The sequence below is a fragment of the Pseudomonas sp. PS02290 genome, assembly GCF_029960075.1.
Lineage (GTDB): Bacteria > Pseudomonadota > Gammaproteobacteria > Pseudomonadales > Pseudomonadaceae > Aquipseudomonas.
Genome location: NZ_JASCOY010000033.1, coordinates 19,671 through 38,634 on the forward strand (window position 1 = coordinate 19,671; position 18,964 = coordinate 38,634).

At 62.2% G+C, this 18,964-nt stretch carries 17 protein-coding genes; 10 read left to right on the forward strand and 7 right to left on the reverse strand.

Annotated elements, in window-relative coordinates; genetic code table 11:
- Positions 1-114 precede the first annotated feature (114 nt).
- The 3 genes from QMX88_RS15895 (at position 115) to QMX88_RS15905 (ending at position 2,617) form a co-directional block, all read left to right on the forward strand.
- Positions 115-1,518 (forward strand): transglycosylase SLT domain-containing protein, encoded by a 1,404-nt coding sequence (locus QMX88_RS15895; protein WP_282370960.1) that lies wholly within the window; start codon positions 115-117, stop codon positions 1,516-1,518.
- 102 nt (positions 1,519-1,620) lie between these two features.
- Positions 1,621-2,058: a DoxX family protein gene (locus tag QMX88_RS15900; protein ID WP_192172189.1), complete on the forward strand. Its 438-nt coding sequence runs from the start codon at positions 1,621-1,623 to the stop codon at positions 2,056-2,058.
- A 241-nt stretch (positions 2,059-2,299) separates the two neighbouring features.
- Positions 2,300-2,617: a class I SAM-dependent methyltransferase gene (locus QMX88_RS15905; protein WP_282370964.1), complete on the forward strand. Its 318-nt coding sequence runs from the start codon at positions 2,300-2,302 to the stop codon at positions 2,615-2,617.
- Here the strand turns inward: QMX88_RS15905 and QMX88_RS15910 are convergent.
- The 3 genes from QMX88_RS15910 to QMX88_RS15920 form a co-directional block, all read right to left on the reverse strand.
- Complete coding sequence (locus tag QMX88_RS15910; RefSeq protein WP_282370965.1) at positions 2,604-3,542, reverse strand: hypothetical protein; 939 nt, start codon at positions 3,540-3,542, stop codon at positions 2,604-2,606. The genes QMX88_RS15905 and QMX88_RS15910 overlap by 14 nt on opposite strands.
- Before the next feature lie 157 nt (positions 3,543-3,699).
- Positions 3,700-4,716, reverse strand: coding sequence for a zinc-dependent alcohol dehydrogenase family protein (locus QMX88_RS15915; RefSeq protein WP_282370967.1), 1,017 nt, complete (start codon positions 4,714-4,716; stop codon positions 3,700-3,702).
- A gap of 132 nt (positions 4,717-4,848) precedes the next feature.
- Complete coding sequence (locus QMX88_RS15920) at positions 4,849-5,751, reverse strand: LysR family transcriptional regulator (protein ID WP_282370969.1); 903 nt, start codon at positions 5,749-5,751, stop codon at positions 4,849-4,851.
- Positions 5,752-5,850: 99 nt separating this feature from the next.
- Between QMX88_RS15920 and QMX88_RS15925 the strand changes: the two genes are divergently transcribed.
- Complete coding sequence (locus QMX88_RS15925; protein WP_282370972.1) at positions 5,851-7,023, forward strand: aspartate aminotransferase family protein; 1,173 nt, start codon at positions 5,851-5,853, stop codon at positions 7,021-7,023.
- Positions 7,024-7,522: 499 nt separating this feature from the next.
- Here QMX88_RS15925 and QMX88_RS15930 read toward each other — a convergent pair whose 3' ends face one another.
- On the reverse strand, positions 7,523-8,776 hold the full coding sequence (locus tag QMX88_RS15930; protein ID WP_282370973.1) for a M20/M25/M40 family metallo-hydrolase: 1,254 nt from the start codon (positions 8,774-8,776) through the stop codon (positions 7,523-7,525).
- A gap of 391 nt (positions 8,777-9,167) precedes the next feature.
- Between QMX88_RS15930 and QMX88_RS15935 the strand changes: the two genes are divergently transcribed.
- Complete coding sequence (locus tag QMX88_RS15935) at positions 9,168-11,537, forward strand: DNA polymerase II (protein WP_282370975.1); 2,370 nt, start codon at positions 9,168-9,170, stop codon at positions 11,535-11,537.
- Between the two features lie 21 nt (positions 11,538-11,558).
- Here QMX88_RS15935 and QMX88_RS15940 read toward each other — a convergent pair whose 3' ends face one another.
- Positions 11,559-12,458, reverse strand: a complete 900-nt coding sequence (locus tag QMX88_RS15940) for a LysR family transcriptional regulator (protein ID WP_282370977.1) — start codon at positions 12,456-12,458, stop codon at positions 11,559-11,561.
- Positions 12,459-12,553: 95 nt separating this feature from the next.
- On the opposite strand from QMX88_RS15940, the gene QMX88_RS15945 reads away from it, so the two are divergent.
- Positions 12,554-12,997, forward strand: coding sequence for a (R)-mandelonitrile lyase (locus QMX88_RS15945; protein ID WP_282370979.1), 444 nt, complete (start codon positions 12,554-12,556; stop codon positions 12,995-12,997).
- Between the two features lie 19 nt (positions 12,998-13,016).
- Here the strand turns inward: QMX88_RS15945 and QMX88_RS15950 are convergent, their stop codons facing one another.
- A complete protein-coding gene (locus tag QMX88_RS15950) occupies positions 13,017-13,958 on the reverse strand; it encodes an AraC family transcriptional regulator (protein WP_282370981.1) in 942 nt (313 codons plus the stop codon).
- Positions 13,959-14,158: 200 nt separating this feature from the next.
- Here QMX88_RS15950 and QMX88_RS15955 point away from each other — a divergent pair, with 200 nt between their 5' ends.
- Positions 14,159-15,187, forward strand: coding sequence for an alpha/beta hydrolase (locus tag QMX88_RS15955; RefSeq protein ID WP_282370983.1), 1,029 nt, complete (start codon positions 14,159-14,161; stop codon positions 15,185-15,187).
- Between the two features lie 144 nt (positions 15,188-15,331).
- Complete coding sequence (locus tag QMX88_RS15960) at positions 15,332-16,522, forward strand: MFS transporter (protein ID WP_282371017.1); 1,191 nt, start codon at positions 15,332-15,334, stop codon at positions 16,520-16,522.
- 43 nt (positions 16,523-16,565) lie between these two features.
- Here the strand turns inward: QMX88_RS15960 and QMX88_RS15965 are convergent, their stop codons facing one another.
- Complete coding sequence (locus tag QMX88_RS15965; RefSeq protein WP_065986037.1) at positions 16,566-17,435, reverse strand: isocitrate lyase/PEP mutase family protein; 870 nt, start codon at positions 17,433-17,435, stop codon at positions 16,566-16,568.
- A 496-nt stretch (positions 17,436-17,931) separates the two neighbouring features.
- Between QMX88_RS15965 and QMX88_RS15970 the strand changes: the two genes are divergently transcribed.
- On the forward strand, positions 17,932-18,297 hold the full coding sequence (locus tag QMX88_RS15970) for a type II toxin-antitoxin system RelE/ParE family toxin (RefSeq protein WP_282370988.1): 366 nt from the start codon (positions 17,932-17,934) through the stop codon (positions 18,295-18,297).
- Positions 18,281-18,601 (forward strand): helix-turn-helix domain-containing protein, encoded by a 321-nt coding sequence (locus tag QMX88_RS15975; protein WP_282370990.1) that lies wholly within the window; start codon positions 18,281-18,283, stop codon positions 18,599-18,601. Before QMX88_RS15970 ends, QMX88_RS15975 begins: the two co-directional genes overlap by 17 nt.
- The last annotated feature ends 363 nt before the right edge of the window (positions 18,602-18,964 follow it).

Genomic DNA, 18,964 nt, shown 5'->3' on the forward strand with positions numbered 1-18,964 from the left:
CCCAATCCTGTGATCCCGCTTTTGTTGACGCATGCCGCGATGCACGCGACGAGCCGTTCAGCTGCGCGACACAGACTTCAAGCCCGTTTTTTTCGGCCTTTCATCGGAGCGTCAATGATCCGAGCGTCCCTGCTTTCCCTGATGTGCGTCCTGGCCGTGCCCAGCCACGCGTCGCCGCGCCCCGCCGGTCCGCCGGTGGTGATCAAAAAGAGTCAGGTGCGCGACCTGCCGGCGATCCGCAGTGGCAAAGTCCTGCGGGTGCTGGTCAATCAGAGCCGCAACAGCTCCGCCGAAGTTCAGGGTGAGCCCGTTGGCGTCGAGTGCCGTCGCTTGCAGGCGTTCGAAACCTACCTCAACAGCCACGCCCGCGACGGTCAGAAGATCTCCCTCAAGCTCATTCCCAAAGCCAAGGACCAGCTGCTCGCCGCGCTGCAGCGGGGCGAAGGCGACATGGTTGCGCCGGGCGAACTCCTGGACGCCAGCGCCGCCCGCTACGTCGACGCGTCTGAACCGGTGGTCGCCCAGGTGCCGCTGGTGGTGGTGGGCGTCAAGGGTGAGCGCGGCCTCCGGCGTCCCGAACAGCTCTCGGGCCGCACGCTGATGCTCACCAGCGGCAGCGCCGCCGATGAGGCCATCCTGCAGCTGAATCAGAAGCTGGCCCTGCGCAAGCTGCCGCCGGTGAAGATCGAATGGGTTGACCCGAGTCTGGCCGTGGAAGACGTGCTGGAAATGGTTCAGGCCGGTGTTTACCACCTGACCGTGGTCGAGCAACCCATCGCCGAGCGCTGGGCCAAAGTGATGCCGAAGCTGCGGATCGACCGCGCTGCTGCCTTGAGCGATCCGGGGGACATGAACTGGTTCGTGCGCAAGGACGCCGTGGTGTTGCGCGGCGCCGTCGACCATTTCCTGCAAACCTACGAACCGCCGCGCAATCAGGACGCCGCCTTCCAGACCGCCTACAAGGACCGCTACCAGATCCACAATCCGCTGGCGCGCGAAGACCGTCAGCGCCTGGAGAAACTGCGTCCCACGCTGCAATTGCACGCCGACAAACAGAAGATGGACTGGCTCGACCTCGCCGCCGTGGCCTTCAAGGAGTCGGCGCTCAACCCGGTCGCCAAGGGTGGCAGCGGCGCCACCGGTCTGCTGCAGATCACCCCGTCGGCCGCCCAGCGCGTCGGCGTCGACAACATTCACGACCTCGACGGTAACGTGCAGGCGGCGAGCAAATACATGGCGCTGCTGCGGCGCAAGTTTTTCGCCAGCCCGAAAATCAACGAGCGTGAGCGCATGGCGTTTACCCTGGCTGCCTACAACCTCGGCCCGGAGCGCGTGCAGGCCATGCGTGCGGAGGCGAAGCGCCAGGGGCTCAACCCGAACCAGTGGTTTTTTCAGGTCGAGCGCGTGGCCATGGAGCAGGGCGGCAAGAACGTCGTGAGCTACGTGAACAGCGTCAACAAGTACTACCTGGCGTTCGACCAGGCCCGCAGTTCATTGGAACGTCCTGAGGCACGGTGACAGATCCAAGGATTCGATACGTATAACGCGTATTTTGCGATTTTCATATTTATAAAACCGATTAAGATGGCGCCATTCTCAACTCAAACGGAATTAACCGCCATGAATGCTCAACTTAAATCGATCTTCAACACCCATGCCGGTTTCGGCATCACCGGCCTGCGGATTCTCATCGGCATCATCCTAATGGCCCACGGCAGCCAGAAACTGTTCGGTATGTTCGGCGGCTATGGCCTGGAAGGCACTGGCCAGTACATGGCGAGCCTGGGCCTGAACCCTGGCTACCTGATGGCGTTGATGTCCGGCAGCGCGGAATTCTTCGGCGGTCTGGCGCTGTTCCTTGGCTTGCTGGCACGGCCTGCAGCGCTGGTGGTGATCGTGATGCTGGTGGTGGCGATTCTCTCGGTGCACATCCACAACGGCTTGTTCATGGCCAACAACGGTTATGAGTTCGGACTGGCGCTGATCGCCGCTGCGGTGGCGGTGCTGTTCGAAGGCGCGGGTCGCCTGTCCGTCGACCGATTGATCGCGCGTCGCTGATTCTCCCGGTCACTCAGAGCGTCGGGATTTTTTTGCGTCCGTTTAGACAGGGGCGCGACAGTATCCGTCGATTGACAATGCCTACAGCGCTTCTCTAGGATGCCGTTCATGCGCCGATTTAAACAGCTACTTGCGGGGCGCCGGGTGACGGTCATTCGTCATCGAAATTCCGCTAAAGCGCTGGTTCGGTGTTGCCTCTCACCGCTGCCCAGCGGATCAATGAGGCAGAGAAAACGACACTATGAGCAGTCATTCCCACCCGCGTCCCCTCGTTCGTCTGGCCCCCATCGCCAGCCAGTTCAATCGTCGTAATCCACAAATCCTTCTGGGCGGCGCCCATCAGCCGACGTTGCTGCGTTACCTGGACGGCTGGCCGCGTCGCCAGGGCGGCCCGCACGCTTTCCTCATTCAATTCATCGAAACCGACGATGCCCTTGAGCGCTTCAGCAACGACCAGTTCGACCTGGCCGTGATTCAGGCGCCCGCTGCCGAGCGCGCGGAAGCGGTGATTCACCAACTGATCCGCGTCGCCCGACAGGGTTTGATCACGCGCTGCTGACGGCTCGCCGCCTGGGTTGCAACGGCTGATCGGGATGGCGCAGGTTGAAGCGGGCACGCATACCATTGGCGTGACGGCAATGGGCGACCAGCGTGCTGCGCAGGGTCCAGTCGGTGTTGATGATGTAGAAATTCTGGATGAAGCTGTTCTCGTTCGTCGACTCGAACCACTGATCGATCTTCCCGCTCAAATCACTGGGCGCGTGCAGCGGCAATGAATACTTGGCGCACTGGATGGCGGTCAGGCTGAACTCGGGTTTGTTTTCCACTGCCACTTCGTTGACGAACGCCTTCAAGGTGTTGGTGTTGAACAGGTTTTCTCCCGGCCAGCGCTGCTTGACCCCGTCCCACAGCAGCTCGTCGCCGGAGCGCCTGTTATAGGCAAGCACGACGTTTTTGCCCGGATGATCACGCCAGATGCCTTCCAGCGTCAGCCTGCTCAGCTGCCGTGGCACAGCCCTCGGGCCAAGGGTTTTGGTTAGCAGGTTCTGAAATTCCCTGTGGGTCAGTTCAGTGAAATCCTTGAACTGATGGAAATCCAGAATGACGATTTCACGCGCCGGGGAGCCGTTCTGTTCCAGTTCTTCAAAAAATGCATGGACGCACGCCAGAATGTCTCCGGCGACCGTGCGCCCTGACGAGGTCAGGTGGAACAGCTGAAAACGCCGCGGGTCACCCTTTTCATACTTCGAATAAAACGCCACGCGCAAATCCAGCGCGCGCACCCCCTGGCGCAATTGCTCCAGGGGCGCGACGTCCTGGGCCATCTCCTGGGGGACGGCGAAGTTGGGTGACAGCTTGTCGCTGCCGGCGTTGTGGGCGCCGGGGAGGATGAGTTGGTCAATGCGCAACTGCGCGAGTTCCGGGATGTGCGCCATCCAGTCGAGATGGGGCGGACGGGGTGAAGCCGATGGGTTAAGGGGCATACAGTCATTCCTTGACGTGTGGTGAGGCTCCGAGGGCGGAGCGGGGTGAGCGGTCATTCGCTCGGGAAGTCCTTTTCTGGAGTGTGGCCGCCGCGTCACCGACGTCAACCAAGGCAGTTCTTCAGGTCTGTTACCCCATGTGAATGGCGGCGTGCGCTCATCTGACTTTCAGCACCACGCGACCGCGCACGGGATGCTCGTCGAGGTGGTTGTGGGCCTTGCCGAACTGCTCGAAGGGCCAGGTGCGGTGGATGTCCGGCTTGAGCAGACCCTTGGCCGTCAGATCGTTGATAGCGTCCAGTGCCCGTTGCAGCGCCGGGCCATTCTGCTCGATGCCCAGCTCCGGTTTGCCGGTGAAGTTTTCCAGGCAATGCACGTGGAAGCGCATGTTCTTGCGGAATGCCTGCTGCGCCGGGAAAGGCGTTTTGTTGCCACCGCGCAGGCCGTACAGCACCAGGCTGCCGCGGGGCGCCAGCACGTCACCGAGCATCGACATCTGCATGCCGCCCAGTCCGTCGAACACCGCTTCGATGCCATGGCCGTGGGTCAGCGACTCGATGCGCAGGCCGATGTCGTCCTCGTCGGTGACGATCACCCGATCGGCGCCGTTCGCCAGCAGGTATTCACGGTCTTGCCCATGGGGCGTCGCCGCGATCACCCGCAGGCCCAACGCCTTGCCCAACTGCACGAAGGCAATGCCGGGGCTGTACGTCGCGTCGGTGACGAGCACGGTCTGGCCCGGTTGCACGTTGGCGAGGTCGATGAAGGCAAACCAGGCCAGCAGCATCGGCGTGTAGTGAACGCTGGCTTCCACGGGCGTCAGTGCGTCGGGGTAAAGGGTCAGCGCATTGCGCGGGACCATCACGTGGTCGCCACACACCGGGTACTGGTTGGCGCTCATGGCTTTGAAGCTCGCCACCTTGTCGCCCACCTTCAAGTCGGTCACGCCAGCGCCCACGGCTTCGACGACGCCGGCCATTTCACTGCCCAGACCCGCTGGCAGTTGCACCGGTGCCAGTGACAGGTTCTGCCGCCACAGTACGTCGTCCCAGCTGATGCCGATGGCTTCGGCACGAACCAGCACTTCCTGTGGGCCGGGGGACCGGTCAGGCTGCTCCTCGCAACTGAGCACATCGGCTTTGCCGAAGCGATGAAATTTGATGGCGCGTGACATTGTCGACCTCGATGCCTGTCGTTGAGTGTTGCAACGACTGTATCGATGGGGACCCCGGGGCACTATTTCTGTCGGTCGATACCCGACATGCCTGCTATCAATTCGCGTTGACGACTTCGCTGGCGTGAGCGCTTATTTGCCCCAGGCCCGTAAAGCATGTTCGACGAACTGCCGCACCTTGGGCAGGCGATAGCGGTCCTGGGGGTACATCAGCCACAGCGTGCGGCTGGGCGGTTGATAATCCTGCAGCAGTGGCACGAGCTTTCCGCTGGCGATGTCCTCGCTGATCAGCACGTCGGGCAGCATCGACACGCCCATGCCGGCGAGCACGGCCTGGCGCAGCGCCGGCGTGCTGTTGACGATCATCGAGCCCGACACCGGCACCTCCATCACGCCGTCGGGCCCGGTCAGGCGCCATAATTTGTCGGCGGCACGCCAGTCATCGCCGGCGGGGTAGGCGAACGCCAGGCAGTCGTGGTCGCGCAGGTCATCGGCGGTTTTCGGTGTACCCCGACGCTTCAAATAGACGGGCGCTGCGCAGATGGTCAGGGTGTAGTCCTGCAGGGGCCGGGCAATCAAGGCCGAAGATTCCGGGGTGCCGAGGCGGATGGCGGCGTCGAAACCGTGCTCGATCAGGTCCATCGTCTGATTGCTGAGCACCACCTCCACCTTGATCTCCGGGTAGCGTTGGACGAAATCGCTGAGCAACGGCGCCAGCCGTTCGGCGCCGAAGGCTGGCGGGGCGGTGACGCGCAAGGTGCCGCTGGGCTCGGTCTGGGCCTGTTCGGCCATGCGCTCGGAATCATTCACCAGCCCCAGTACTTCGACGCAACGTCGGTAGTATTCGAGGCCAAACTCGGTCAGGTTCTGCCGGCGCGTGGTGCGCTGCAACAGGCTCACTCCGAGGCGCTGCTCCAGTGCTTTCAGGTGATTGCCGACCATGGTCGTCGACATTTCGCACTGGCGCGCGGCCGCGGTCATGCTGCCGCCTTCGACCACTTTGACGAAGACCGTCATCGCCAGAAATACATCCATTATCAAGTCCTGCTTTAAAGTCACTGAAGGATGGCGGTCTTTATACATCAGAACGGGCTAACGATACTGGCCTCACTTACCCGTGATGGAGCCACCGACATGACCGCCGCCTGCCTGATGAACACCTACAAACCCATGCCGTTGAGCTTCATCCGCGGCGAAGGCGCGCGGCTGTGGGATGACAGCGGCCGTCTGTACCTGGACGCCGTCGCGGGTGTTGCGGTGACCAACGTCGGCCACAGCCATCCAAAGATTGTCGCCGCGATCAGCGAGCAGGCCGGGCTGCTCTTGCACACGTCCAACCATTACCGCATCGACTGGCAGCAGAAGCTGGCGCAACGTCTGACCCGGCTGTCGGGCCTGGAGCAGGTGTTTTTCAACAATTCCGGCGCCGAGGCCAACGAAACCGCGCTCAAGCTGGCGCGTTTGTATGGCTGGGCCAAGGGCATCGAGCATCCGCTGGTGCTGGTGATGGACAACGCCTTTCACGGCCGCACCCTCGGCACGTTGTCGGCCAGCGATAACGGCGCCGCGCGGCTGGGTTATCAGCCGATGTCGGGGGAGTTCGTGAAGGTGGCGTTCGGTGACATCGTTGCGGTTAAACAGGCGACGTTGGCGCATGGCGAGCGCATCGTCGCGGTGCTGGTCGAGCCGATTCAGGGCGAGGGCGGTGTGGCGTTGCCGCCGCCGGGCTATCTGAAGGCACTGCGCGACCATTGCACTCAAAACGGTTGGCTGATGATGCTGGATGAGATCCAGACGGGCATGGGTCGGACGGGGCGCTGGTTTGCGTTCGAGCATGAGGGGATCGTTCCGGATGTGATGACGCTGGCGAAGGCGCTGGGCAATGGCATTCCCATTGGTGCGTGTCTGGCGACGGCGGCGGTGGCGCGGCTGTTCACGCCGGGCAGTCATGGCAGTACGTTTGGCGGTAATCCGCTGGCGTGCCGGGTGGGTTATACGGTGTTGGATATCGTTGAGGATGAGGGGCTTTTGCTCAATGCGGCGGTGCAGGGGGAGCGGTTGCTGGCGGGTCTGCGCGCTGCGCTGGCGGGGCACGCTGATGTGGCGCAGGTGCGGGGGATGGGGTTGATGATCGGGATTGAGTTGAGGCGGCCGATTCGGGATGTGTGTCTGGTGGCGGCGCAGGAGTATGGGGTGTTGATCAATGTGACGCGTGGGCAGACGATTCGGCTGTTGCCGCCGTTGGTGATTGATGCAAACGATGTGGACCGGATCGTGGCAGGCGTCGTAGGGGCGCTTCGCGGTTGAGGTTTTTAAGATCAAGATCAAGATCAACGACCTTAAGATCAAGAGCGTCTGCCTGGGGGCAGACGTTTCGCCTTCGGCGAGTTACTTGGAAAAGCACCCCAAGTAACCAAGGGTGCTTGCTCCTGGTTGGGTTCCTCCTTCGTCGGAATACCCTCACTTCGACGACGCTCCGTGGGCCCGCGCCGAACGGACATCCATGTCCTGACGGCGCTCTCGCCGCATCCATGCGGCTCGGCCCACTCCGCGTCGTCTGCGTTCAGCCTGCACCAAAGTCGCGATTGGCGTCGTCTGGACTTTTTGCGTCGTAATGATGATCAAAGGCGAAAATCAAAGCCCGTCTTATGTAGCCCCGCCCAATTTTCGACGCAACCCAAAAGCTGGCAACTCGGTCTATCAGGCCATGGCACGTTTAAGCAAATGTGGGAGCGAGCTTGCTCGCGAAAGGCCCGAAGGGCAACAAAGTCGCGATCTATCGACAAGCTCTAAAAAGCGCCCCGCATTATTTCTCAGACAGTTGCATGATCATCGCCGCCGTCAGGTAGAGCCTCGGGGCGATGCTGGTGAGGTCCATGTATTCGTCGTCGGCGTGGAGGCCGGCGCCGACGACGCCCATGGTTTCGAGGACGGCGGGTTTTTGGCTGTCGGGGACGTAGGCGTAGCCGGCGTCGGTGCCGAAGCGCATGGCGATGGGTTCGAGGGTGCGGCCGGTTTTGGCGTAGATCGCCTGGGCGGTTTTGGCGAGGGCGTCGGTTGCGGGGTTTTTTGCCAGTGGGGGGCGGCCTTTGTCGAGGCGGAAGGTGACGTCGGTGCCGTCGATCATTTTGCCCTGCACGATGCGCTGACCGTCGGCCAATACGCGATCGGATTCGCTCAGGTCTGAATAGCGCATGTCGCCCTCAGCCGCGGCGCTCGACGGGATGATGTTGCGCTTCTCGCCGCCTTTGATCAGGGTCCAGTTCACCGTAGTGCCCTTGGCCGAATCGCCCAGGTCCTTAAGCTGCACCAGTTGATGGGCCAGTTCCATGGCCGCATTGCGCCCGGCTTCCGGGGCGGAGCCGGCGTGGGAGGATTTGCCTTTGACGTCGACGAACACGCCGTTGATGCCGTTGGTGGCGACGGTCACGGCGTCCTTGTCCGGTGGCTCGAACGAGAACACGTAGTCGTGCTTGCGGGCGAGTTCGGCGATGAGGGCTTTCGAGCCGGCGGACCCCGTTTCCTCGTCAGGGTTGAACAGCACGGTGATCGTGCCGAAGTCCTTGAATTTCTGGTCTTCCAGCAGCTTCAGGGTATGCAGCACCATGGCCACGCCACCTTTGGCATCGGCGACGCCGGGTCCGTAGGCGTGATCGCCGTCGACGCGGAAAGGCCGCTTGGCGGCGGTACCCGGACCGAACACGGTGTCGTAGTGGATCATCAGCAGAAAGGATTTGCTGCCCGTGCCCTTGAGGGTGCCGACGATGTTATCGCCCGTCGAGGGCGTCGCCGGCGTGGTTTCGATTGTTGCGCCTAAAGCCTTCAGCCGTTCGACCAGCACCGCACTGACCATTTTCAGGCCGGGTGCCTGACCCGTTCCGGTGTCGATGTCGACCAGTTGCTTGACGGTGGCCAGATAAGGTTTTTGCTCGGCCTCGGCCTTCTTCAATAACTGCTCGGGGGAGACATCGGCGGCATAGGCGCTGCCGGCAAAAAGGGCGCCGCCGCTCAACAGCGCGGCGAGGATGGAAGTCGTCAGGGCGGTACGTCGAACGTGCATGCTGGATCCCTCAGATGATGGTCGAGTTGTTGTGACATCGTTGCCGTAGGATAGAACAGTCAGAATCGCAACTTTGAAGCCCTTCGGGCCTTTCGCGAGCAAGCTCGCTCCCACATTTTTTGCAACGTGCCGCAGTCTGGAAGACTTTCATTGCCCGTCTTGTTTGGCCCCGCCCAGCCTTCGATGTTGCTCAAAAGCTGGCAACTCGGTCTGTCAGGCCATGGCACGTTTAAGCAAATGTAGGAGCGACCGGGGTGGCGCTCCACCTTGCTCGCGAAAGGCCCGCAGGGCATCAAAGTCGCGATCTTACCTATTCCCGCAGCCGCCGCGCTTTCCTACATCATTCACCGTAGAATCCCCGTCTGAAATAAAACGCGACGAGGTTGCAGCGGTGGATTTACAGCAGGGCTTCGTCCTGACCCGGCATTGGCGCGACACGGACGCCGGCACCGAAGTGGAATTCTGGCTGGCCACCGACGAGGGGCCGCGCCAGGTGCGCCTGCCGTATCAGACGTCCGTCGCGTTTATCCCGGAGCTGCACCGCGAGCGCGCTGAAGCCGTGTTGCGCAACGAGCGCCATGTCGAGCTCAAGCCACTGGAGCTGTGTGATTTCCGCCATCGCCCGGTGATGGGGCTGTATACGCGTCAGCATCGCCAGTTGATGAACCTGGAAAGCGACCTGCGCAAAGCCAGCGTCGACGTCTACGAAGCCGATATCCGCCCGCCCGAGCGCTACCTGATGGAGCGTTTCATCACCGCGCCGGTGCAGTTCGGCGGGCGGCCGGACGCCAATGGCCTGTTGCTGGACGCGCAACTCAGGCCTGATCCACGGTACCGACCGACCCTGAAACTGGTCTCGCTGGACATCGAAACCACCGAGCGCGGCGAGCTGTATTGCATCGGCCTGCACGGCTGCGGCGAGCGTCAGGTGTACATGCTCGGCCCGGCCAATGGCGACGACGCCCAGGTGAATTTCAAGCTCGAATACTGCGACACCCGCGTTGCGCTGCTGGAGAAACTCAACGAATGGATGGCCCGCCATGACCCCGACGGGATCATCGGCTGGAACGTGGTGCAGTTCGATCTGCGCGTGCTGCACGAGCACGCTCGGCGCTTGAATGTGCCGCTGCGTCTGGGGCGCGGCGGGGAGGTGATGACCTGGCGCGAACACGGCGCGCGCAACAATCACTTCTTCGCGGCGGCGGCCGGGCGCTTGATCATCGACGGCATCGAAGCGCTGCGTTCGGCGACCTGGAGCTTTCCGTCGTTCAGTCTGGAAAACGTGTCGCAGACGCTCCTCGGCGAAGGCAAAGCCATCGACAACCCGTACCAGCGCATGGACGAGATCAACCGCATGTTCGCCGAGGACAAGCCGGCGCTGGCGCGTTACAACCTCAAGGACTGCGAGCTGGTCACGCAGATTTTCGCCAAGACCGAGCTGCTCACCTTCCTCCTCGAACGCGCCACGGTGACCGGCCTGCCGGTGGATCGAAGCGGCGGTTCGGTGGCCGCGTTCGAGCATTTGTACATTCCGCTGATGCACCGCCAGGGCTTCGTCGCGCCGAACCTGGGCGAGCGCATGCCGGAAGCCAGCCCCGGCGGTTTCGTCATGGATTCGCGCCCCGGGCTGTACGAATCGGTGTTGGTGCTCGATTACAAGAGCCTGTATCCGTCGATCATCCGCACCTTTCTGATTGACCCCGTAGGCTTGATCGAAGGCCTCAAGCACCCCGACGACAGCGAGTCGGTGGAAGGCTTTCGTGGCGCGCGTTTTTCCCGAACCCGGCATTGTCTGCCGGCCATCGTTTCGCGGGTGGCCGAAGGGCGCGAGGTGGCCAAACGCGAGCGTAATGCGCCGCTGTCCCAGGCGCTGAAAATCATCATGAACGCTTTCTACGGCGTGCTCGGTTCCAGCGGTTGCCGGTTCTTCGACACGCGGCTGGCGTCATCGATCACCCTGCGCGGGCACGAGATCATGCACCAGACCCGGCTGCTGATCGAAGCCCAGGGTTACGAGGTGATCTACGGCGATACCGACTCGACGTTCGTCTGGCTGAAAAAAGCCCATGAGCAGGACGATGCCGCGCAGATCGGCACCGCGCTGGTCAAGCAGGTCAACGACTGGTGGCGCGCTCATGTGAAAGAGGAATACGGGCTGGAGAGTGCGCTCGAGCTGCAATTCGAAACCCACTTCAAGCGCTTCCTGATGCCGACCATTCGCGGCGCGGAGGAGGGCAGCAAGAAGCGTTATGCAGGTTTGGTGACCCGCGCCGATGGCAAAGACGAAATGGTCTACAAGGGGCTGGAGGTCGTGCGCACTGACTGGTCGCCGCTGGCCCGGACTTTTCAGCAGGAGCTGTACCTGCGGATTTTCCAGCGTCAGCCGTTTCAGGAATACATTCGGGAGTACGTGGGCCGAACCCTGGCCGGGGAGCTCGACGGCCAACTTGTCTATCGCAAGCGCCTGCGCCGGGCCCTCGACGATTACGAACGCAACGTGCCGCCCCATGTGCGCGCCGCGCGGCTGGCCGATGAGTACAACCGCCAGCAGGGTCGGCCGTTGCAGTACCAGAATGGCGGCTGGATCAGCTACGTGATCACGGTCGCCGGACCCGAGCCGCTGGAAGTGCGTACGGCGGCCATCGATTACGACCACTACATCAGCAAACAGCTGCAGCCGATTGCCGACGCGATCCTGCCGTTCGTGATCTCGCGGACCATCGATCTCAGTTCCCAGGATCAGTTCAGCTTCGACTTCTGAACCCGTTTCCGGCCCGTATTCTCACGCCAGCGGATTGATCCGCAGCGCGTCCAGCACCACGCGAAACGCTGCCGTGTGCTGGCGCCGGCTGGGGTAGTAAAGGTGATAGCCCTCGAACGGCTCGCACCAATCGGCCAGCACTTCCACCAGTTCCCCCTGCTCGATAGGCCCGGCCACCAGCCCCTCGGGAAGCTGCGCCAGACCGACGCCGTCCAGGCAGCCCTGCAGTATCTGGAACACGCTGTTCATGATCAGCGGCCCGTCGACGCGCACGCGAATCTCGCGGCCTTCTTTCGCGTATTCCCATTGGTACAGCGCGCCATGGGTGGGCAGGCGCAGGTTGATGCAGCGATGGCGGGGCAAGTCCTCCGGCACCTGCGGCGTGGAATGCCGCGCCAGGTACTCGGGGGACGCCACGGTCATCAGCCGCAACGGCGGGGCAATCGGCGCGGCGATCATGTCTGCCGCGAGGGTGTCACCCAGGCGCACACCAGCGTCGATGCGCTGGGCAACGATGTCGGTCAGGCCGTAGTCGGTGACCAGCTCAATGGTCATGTCCGGGTATTGATCGAGCAATGGTTTGAGGCGAGGCCAGAGCACGTAACGCGCGGCGAATTCGTCGGCGGTGATGCGCACCGTGCCGGACGGGCGGCCGCTGTGCTCGATGGCGGCGTTGACCTGCTCTTCAATGCTGTCGAGCAGCGGCGCCAGTCCCTTGAATAACTGCTCGCCGACCTCGGTGCGGGTCACGCTGCGGGTGGTGCGGGTGAGCAGGCGAACGCCGAGACGCTCTTCCAGCAGGCGCATGGTCTGGCCGACGGCGGAGGGGGAGATGCCCAGCGCGGCGGCGGCGCGGGTGAAATTGCCTTCTCGACCCACTGCAACGAACACCGCCAGATCATCGAGTTTGTAATCCGCCATTGCGAAGCGCTCCTTCATTTTGATCGAAGCATTCTACGGATACTGTCGCCAATGTGCCCTTGTTACGCTGGCTGCACACTTTCTGGAGATCTGACATGACCGCCACTGACAGCGCTGCTGAAGACATGCAAATCCACCGCGCCGGCTCGGCCAAAGCCATCAAGGGCCCCGCAGACTGGTTCACCGGCGACGTGCGCATTGACCGGATTTTCAGCGCCCCGGCACCGGCGCGGGTCGGTCTGGCCATCGTGAATTTCCAGCCGGGCGCCCGCACTAACTGGCACACCCACCCGCTGGGCCAGATCCTGCTGGTCACCGATGGCGTCGGCTGGACCCAGTGTGAAGGCGGGCCGAAAACCGAAATCCGTCCGGGCGATCTGATCTGGTGTAACTGCGGCCGTCGTCACTGGCACGGCGCGACCGACACCACTGCCATGCAACACGTCGCGGTCAATGAAGCGCTGGACGGCAAGCCGGTCGACTGGCTGGAGCCGGTGACCGAGCAGACCTACCTGGCAGGGCCGGTCAAAAAAGACTGAGGGGCTGGTGCGGAGACGATCATGACGCCGCCACGGCCTGGCTGCGCAGCCGCGTAATGTCCTTTTTCGGCGGTGCGCCAAACAGCCGACCGTACTCGCGACTGAACTGCGACGGGCTTTCGTAGCCGACCTTGAACGCTGCACTGGCGGCGTCTTGATGGTCGTTGAGCATCAGCCGCCGGGCTTCGTTCAGGCGCAGCCATTTCTGGTACTGCAGCGGGCTCATGGACGTCAGGTTGCGAAAGTGCAGGTGAAAGTTCGGCGCGCTCATCTGCACCCGCGCGGCCAGGTCTTCGACGCGCAGGGCTGTCGCGTAATTGAGCTTCAGCCAGTCGATGGCCTTGGCGATGCGGTAACCCTGACTGTCGACCGACGCAATGTGTCGCAGCAGCGGCGCTTGATCGCATGTGAGCAGGCGGAAATGAATCTCGCGCTGCAACAGGGGCCAGAGCACCGGAATGGCGTCGGGCTCCTGCAACAGGTCGACCAGTCGGGCCAAGGGATCGAGCAGCGCGGACGTGAGGCTGGCGATGCCCGCGCTTTTGCCCACGGTGCGCGCCTTCGGTGTTGGCGCATCCCCTTGGGCGATCAGCTCGGTCAAGGTGCGCAGGTCCAGCTTGAACACCAGTCCCAGGCACGGCACGTCCGCGCTGGCGAGGGTCACGGCGGAGTTGGCCGGCACGTCCAGCGAGGTGATCAGAAAGCGCGTCGTGTCGTAGGGGTAGACGTCGCTGCCGATGACCATTTCCTTGGCGCCCTGGACCACCAGCACGATGCTCGGCGCGAGGATGCACATGACCGGCGGCGAGGGCGCTTCGCGACGAAACAGGCCGAGGTCGGCGATGGCGGTGGGAAAGTCACCGGAGGCCGGCGTGAGGTGCCCGATGGCGTTCGTCAGGGTTTGCAACCGGGCGCGGGTGGCACTGCCTTTCGCCAGCGTTGAAAGCGCGGTATCACCCATGTTTTTCCCCTTGGTTTTGCTGTTGTGCCATTGAGCCGGAACTGTACGTGCCCGGCAAAACAGCCGTCCAGCCTCGCGCCTCGGGATTGATCGGATCAGGCAAGAAAACCACCGGATCGCTCTACGGGTTGCCCGGCCCGCGCCATGAAGATGTGCATCGCACACTTCATTTGCGCCATGCCCTGGCGCCGGAGACATTCATGAAACAGCTGATGATGGGGCTGGCCTTGCTGGTCAGCTCATTCGCGACAATGGGAGCCGATATGTCCAGCGGAGCTGACAACTTCTACACCAGTGAACAGGTCACCCGGCAGAAGGTGACGTTCAACAACCAGTACGAGATGAAAACAGTGGGCAACCTGTTCGTGCCGAAGGACATGATCACTGGCCGCAAGTACCCCGCGATCATCGTCGGTCACCCCATGGGCGCCGTGAAGGAACAGAGCTCGAACCTGTACGCGCAGAAACTGGCCGAGCAGGGTTTCATTACGCTGGCCATCGACCTGTCCTTCTGGGGCGAAAGCGAAGGCCGGCCGCGCAATCTGGTGTCCCCCGAGATCTACGCCGAAGACTTCAGCGCCGCTGTCGACTACCTCGGCAGCCAGGGCTTCGTCGATCGCGACCGCATCGGCGTGCTGGGTATCTGCGGCAGCGGCAGTTTCGCCATCAGCGCTGCGAAGATCGACCCACGCATGAAGGCTGTCGCGACCGTGAGCATGTATGACATGGGCGGCGTCAATCGCAACGGCCTGCAGCACTCGGTCAGTGTCGAGCAACGCAAAGAGGCCATCGCGGCCGCCGCTGCACAACGTGATGTCGAGTTTGCCGGCGGCAAAACCCAGTACACCAGCGGCACCGTGGACACACTCACCGAACACTCCAACCCGATCGAGCGTGAGTTTTACGATTTCTACCGGACCCCACGTGGCGAGTTCACCCCGAAGGGCCAGTCGCCTGAGCTGACCACGCATCCCACGCTGACCAGCAACGTGAAGTTCATGAACTTCTACCCGTTCGCTGACATCGAGACGATTTCACCGCGGCCAATGCTGTTCATCGCCGGCGAGAACGCCCATTCCCGTGAGTTCAGCGAGGAGGCTTATCGCCTGGCCGGTCAGCCCAAAGAGCTGGTGATCATTCCGGGTGCCGGGCACGTGGACTTATATGACCGGGTGGATCTGATTCCTTTCGACAGGCTCACGTCTTTCTTTCAGACCCATCTGAAGTAACCCCCAGGCTGTTCAAGACGGCTCGATCCGGTCACGTGCCGGATCCTGCCGGAAGGGTCCTTTTTGTTGCACGCGCGGTTTGCGCGCCGTTTGTTGATCACTGGCCCCGCTGCATGGCGGGGCTGAATGAGCTGGAGCATGTTCATGGGCACCCCCGCTGTATCGATGACCGAAACAACCCACCGTGTGTGGGGCGCCGTGCTGGCGATGTCGCTGTGTGCGTTCGCGCTGGTCGCGTCCGAGTTTTTACCGGTCAGTCTGCTGACGCCCATTGCTGCCGACTTGAGCCTGACCGAAGGCCAGGCAGGTCAGGCGATCTCAATCTCGGGATTTTTTGCGGTGGTCACCAGTCTGTTTCTGTCTGCGCTGACCCGTGGGCTTGATCGCAAGCCGGTGCTGCTGACCCTGACTGCCTTGCTGATCGTTTCGGGGGCAATGGTTGCCTTCGCGCCGAATTACCCGGTGCTGATGTTCGGTCGGGCGGTGCTGGGTGTTGCGATCGGCGGTTCATGGTCGATGAGCACGGCGGTGATGATGCGCATTGCCCCCGAGTCGATGGTGCCCAGGGCCATCGCCATGGTGCAGAGCGGTACGGCGCTGGCCACCGCCGTTGCGGCGCCTCTGGGCAGTTTTCTGGGCGGGCTGATTGGTTGGCGCGGCGCGTTTTTCTGCGTGGTCCCGCTCGCTGCATTGGCGCTGTGCTGGCAGGCCTTCACGCTGCCGCGCATGCCCAGTGAGCGCTCGTCCGGATCGGCGATGGACGTGTTTCGATTGCTAGGCCGCGCGAAGGTGGTCTACGGGATGGCGGCGGTAGCCTTCCTGTTCATGGGCCAGTTTGCGCTGTTCACCTACCTGCGGCCGTTTCTGGAATCAGTGACCAGGGTCGATGTGCCGAAGCTGTCGATCCTGCTGCTGATCATCGGCGTCTCAGGGCTGGCCGGGACGCTGATGATTGGCGCCGTATTGGCAAAAAGTCTGTACCGGGTACTGATCGCCATTCCGGTGCTGATGGCGGGCATTGCCATCGTGCTGCTGGCGTGCGGTCAGTCGTTTGCCATGACCGCGGTGATGCTCGGCGCCTGGGGTCTGATCTCAACCTGTGCGCCAGTGGGATGGTTCACCTGGCTGACCCGCACGCTGCCCAAAGACGCCGAGGCGGGAGGAGGGCTGATGGTTGCGGTGATCCAGCTGGCGATCACGCTGGGCGCAACGGCGGGTGGCTTGCTGTATGACGGGGTGGGCTACAGCGCGACATTTATCACGAGCGGCGTGTTTTTGCTCGTCGCCGCGCTGTTGGCGTGGAAGGTGTCGCGGACCGCAGCGGTAACTGCATGAAGCGTGCAGGCGGCGTGACGCAATCATGCGCCACGTCGCAGCCTCACTCCTTCACGTCCATGAAATCCTTGGCCCAGGCCACGTAATTTTCCGGGAAGGTGTAGGTGTGGGTCAGCTCGGTGGCGCTGTGATTCGAGGTGCTGTGGGTGACCTGGCGCTGGGCGCGGAGGCTGTCGTAGGTAGCCTTGATCGCAGCGAAATACGCCGCGTGCCCGGCGACCACCACCCGCACGCCCAGATCGGCGAGGCGCTGGCGGTCATTGAGCTCGGGGTTGCCGTAGGTCACCAGCATCAGCGGCACGGTGAGCTTTTCCGAAATCTGCTCCAGGTGCTCGAAGTCCTTGATGCCAACGATGCAGATGCCGTCGGCGCCGGCCTTTTCGTAGGCCAGGGTACGTTCGATGATGTCCTGGACCGGCAGCACGCCGGCGTTGGTCCGGGCGACGATCGTCAGTTCCGGATCGACGCGGGCTTCAAGGGCGGCCTTGACCTTGCCGATGCCTTCTTCGATGGACACCAGGTCCGTGGATTTGCGGCCGAATTGCGCCGGCAGCAAGGTGTCTTCGATGGTCAGCGCCGCCACACCGGCGCGCTCCAGTTCTTCCACCGTGCGCATGACGTTCAGGGCGTTGCCGTAGCCATGGTCGGCGTCGGCAATAAAAGGCAGTTGCGCGACGCGGCCGATGCGGGTGGCCTGCTCGACGAACTCGCTCAAGGTGATCAACGCGAAATCAGGGGCTGCCAGCACCTGCAGCGACGCCACCGAGCCGCCCAGAATACCGACCTCAAAGCCCAGATCCGCCGCAATGCGCGCCGACATGGGATCGAACACTGAAGCCGTCTCGACGCAGTGCTGCGAAGCCAGCTGCTCACGGAATTTGCGACGCAAAGCGGAGTGGGAAATTCTGGACATAAGGCTTCCTGATTCTGGCCGTCATCTAAATGCCAGCAATGCTACCGCAAATTCAGGCTGAAACGTCTCACCTCGACGAGCGACGTGCATAGATTTGCGTAGGTGGCCGCGCGGCCCCGACCTCCGCAGCGCCTGGTAGGACCGGCTTCAGCATCGCACCGCAGAATTGAAGGTGATCACCCCGGCCTCTTCCCGGCTGAAGCCGGTCCCACTGAAACACCACTCGCGCCGAGTGCCGATCGTTCCCACGCTCTGCGTGGTAACGCCGCCCCGGACGCTCCGCGTCCGGCAGAAGACGCGCATTCGAGAACGGGAGGTGACGCGGAGCGTCACAGGCTGCATCCCCACGCGGAGCGCGGGGACGATCTCCACATTTATTTCCCACAGCGTTTTCAGAAATGACCCCAACTGCGCGTAGCCGATCGTGAAGCGACGAACCCAATTTTGAGATGTATACCACTGGGTGGTAGATTTTACTCCACGGGTAGGTAGCCAAATGCAGGACAGGGTTTTCAAAACAAAGGGTTTTTGCTTCGCAGCCAAGAAGGCAGCTATTGAGGACAGCGAGCTTTGCAGTGCAATAAGGGAGGTTTTCAACGGCCAAGCCGATGATCTGGGCGGTGGCGTCTGGAAGAAGCGACTCAACGCTAACCGCCATCGCTCGATCATTTTGGCGAGGGGCAAGTTTTACTGGGTCTATCAGTTTCTGTTCTCGAAACAGACTCAGAGCAACATCAACAGGCAGGAGCTTATAGCTTTCAGAAAGCTCGCCAAGGTGTACGAAAAATTAAGCCGTCAACAAATACAACTGCTCCTGGATCGACAGGATTTCACGGAGATCTGTCATGAAAAAAAGAATTAAGAGCGACGCGCTGGCCTCGGTGCATGAGTCCGCCACTGCTCTGCTGGGTATCGGTGCCATCGACAAGGCCACAATGCGCGAGTTTGATCAGCACTGCATCGCCGAGGTCCTGGCTGCGATAGACCCGGCACAGATCAAAGCCATTCGCGAGGGAAGTCATGTCAGCCAGCCGGTGTTTGCCCGCTATCTGAACACCAGCACCTCCACGATCAAACAGTGGGAAGCGGGGTCGAAGCGTCCAGGTGGCATGGGGTTGAAGCTGCTGAGCATCGTTCAAAAGCATGGACTCGAGGTTCTCGCCTGAGCGCTGGTATCGTCGACCGATTGTTCCCACGCTCTGCGTGGTAATGCCGCCCCGGACGCTCTGCGTCCAGCAGACGACGCGCATTCTGCCCCTTGAGGTGACGCGGAGCGTCACAGGCTGCATCCCCACGCGGAGCGCGGGGACGATCAAGGGCAGGGCTGACCTCTGCCGCGCTGGGTAGGACCGGCTTCAGCCGGGAAGGGGCCAGACCTTGCGCCGCAATCCCCGAACTGAAAATACCGAAGCAAGCGCTTGCGTGAATCGATTCAGCTGTTCTAGGATTCAGCTGTTCCGAAATATTACAAAGCAATACCCGAGTGCCACCCGCAAAGAGGTGGCCCAGGCATAAAAACAAGAAACCTC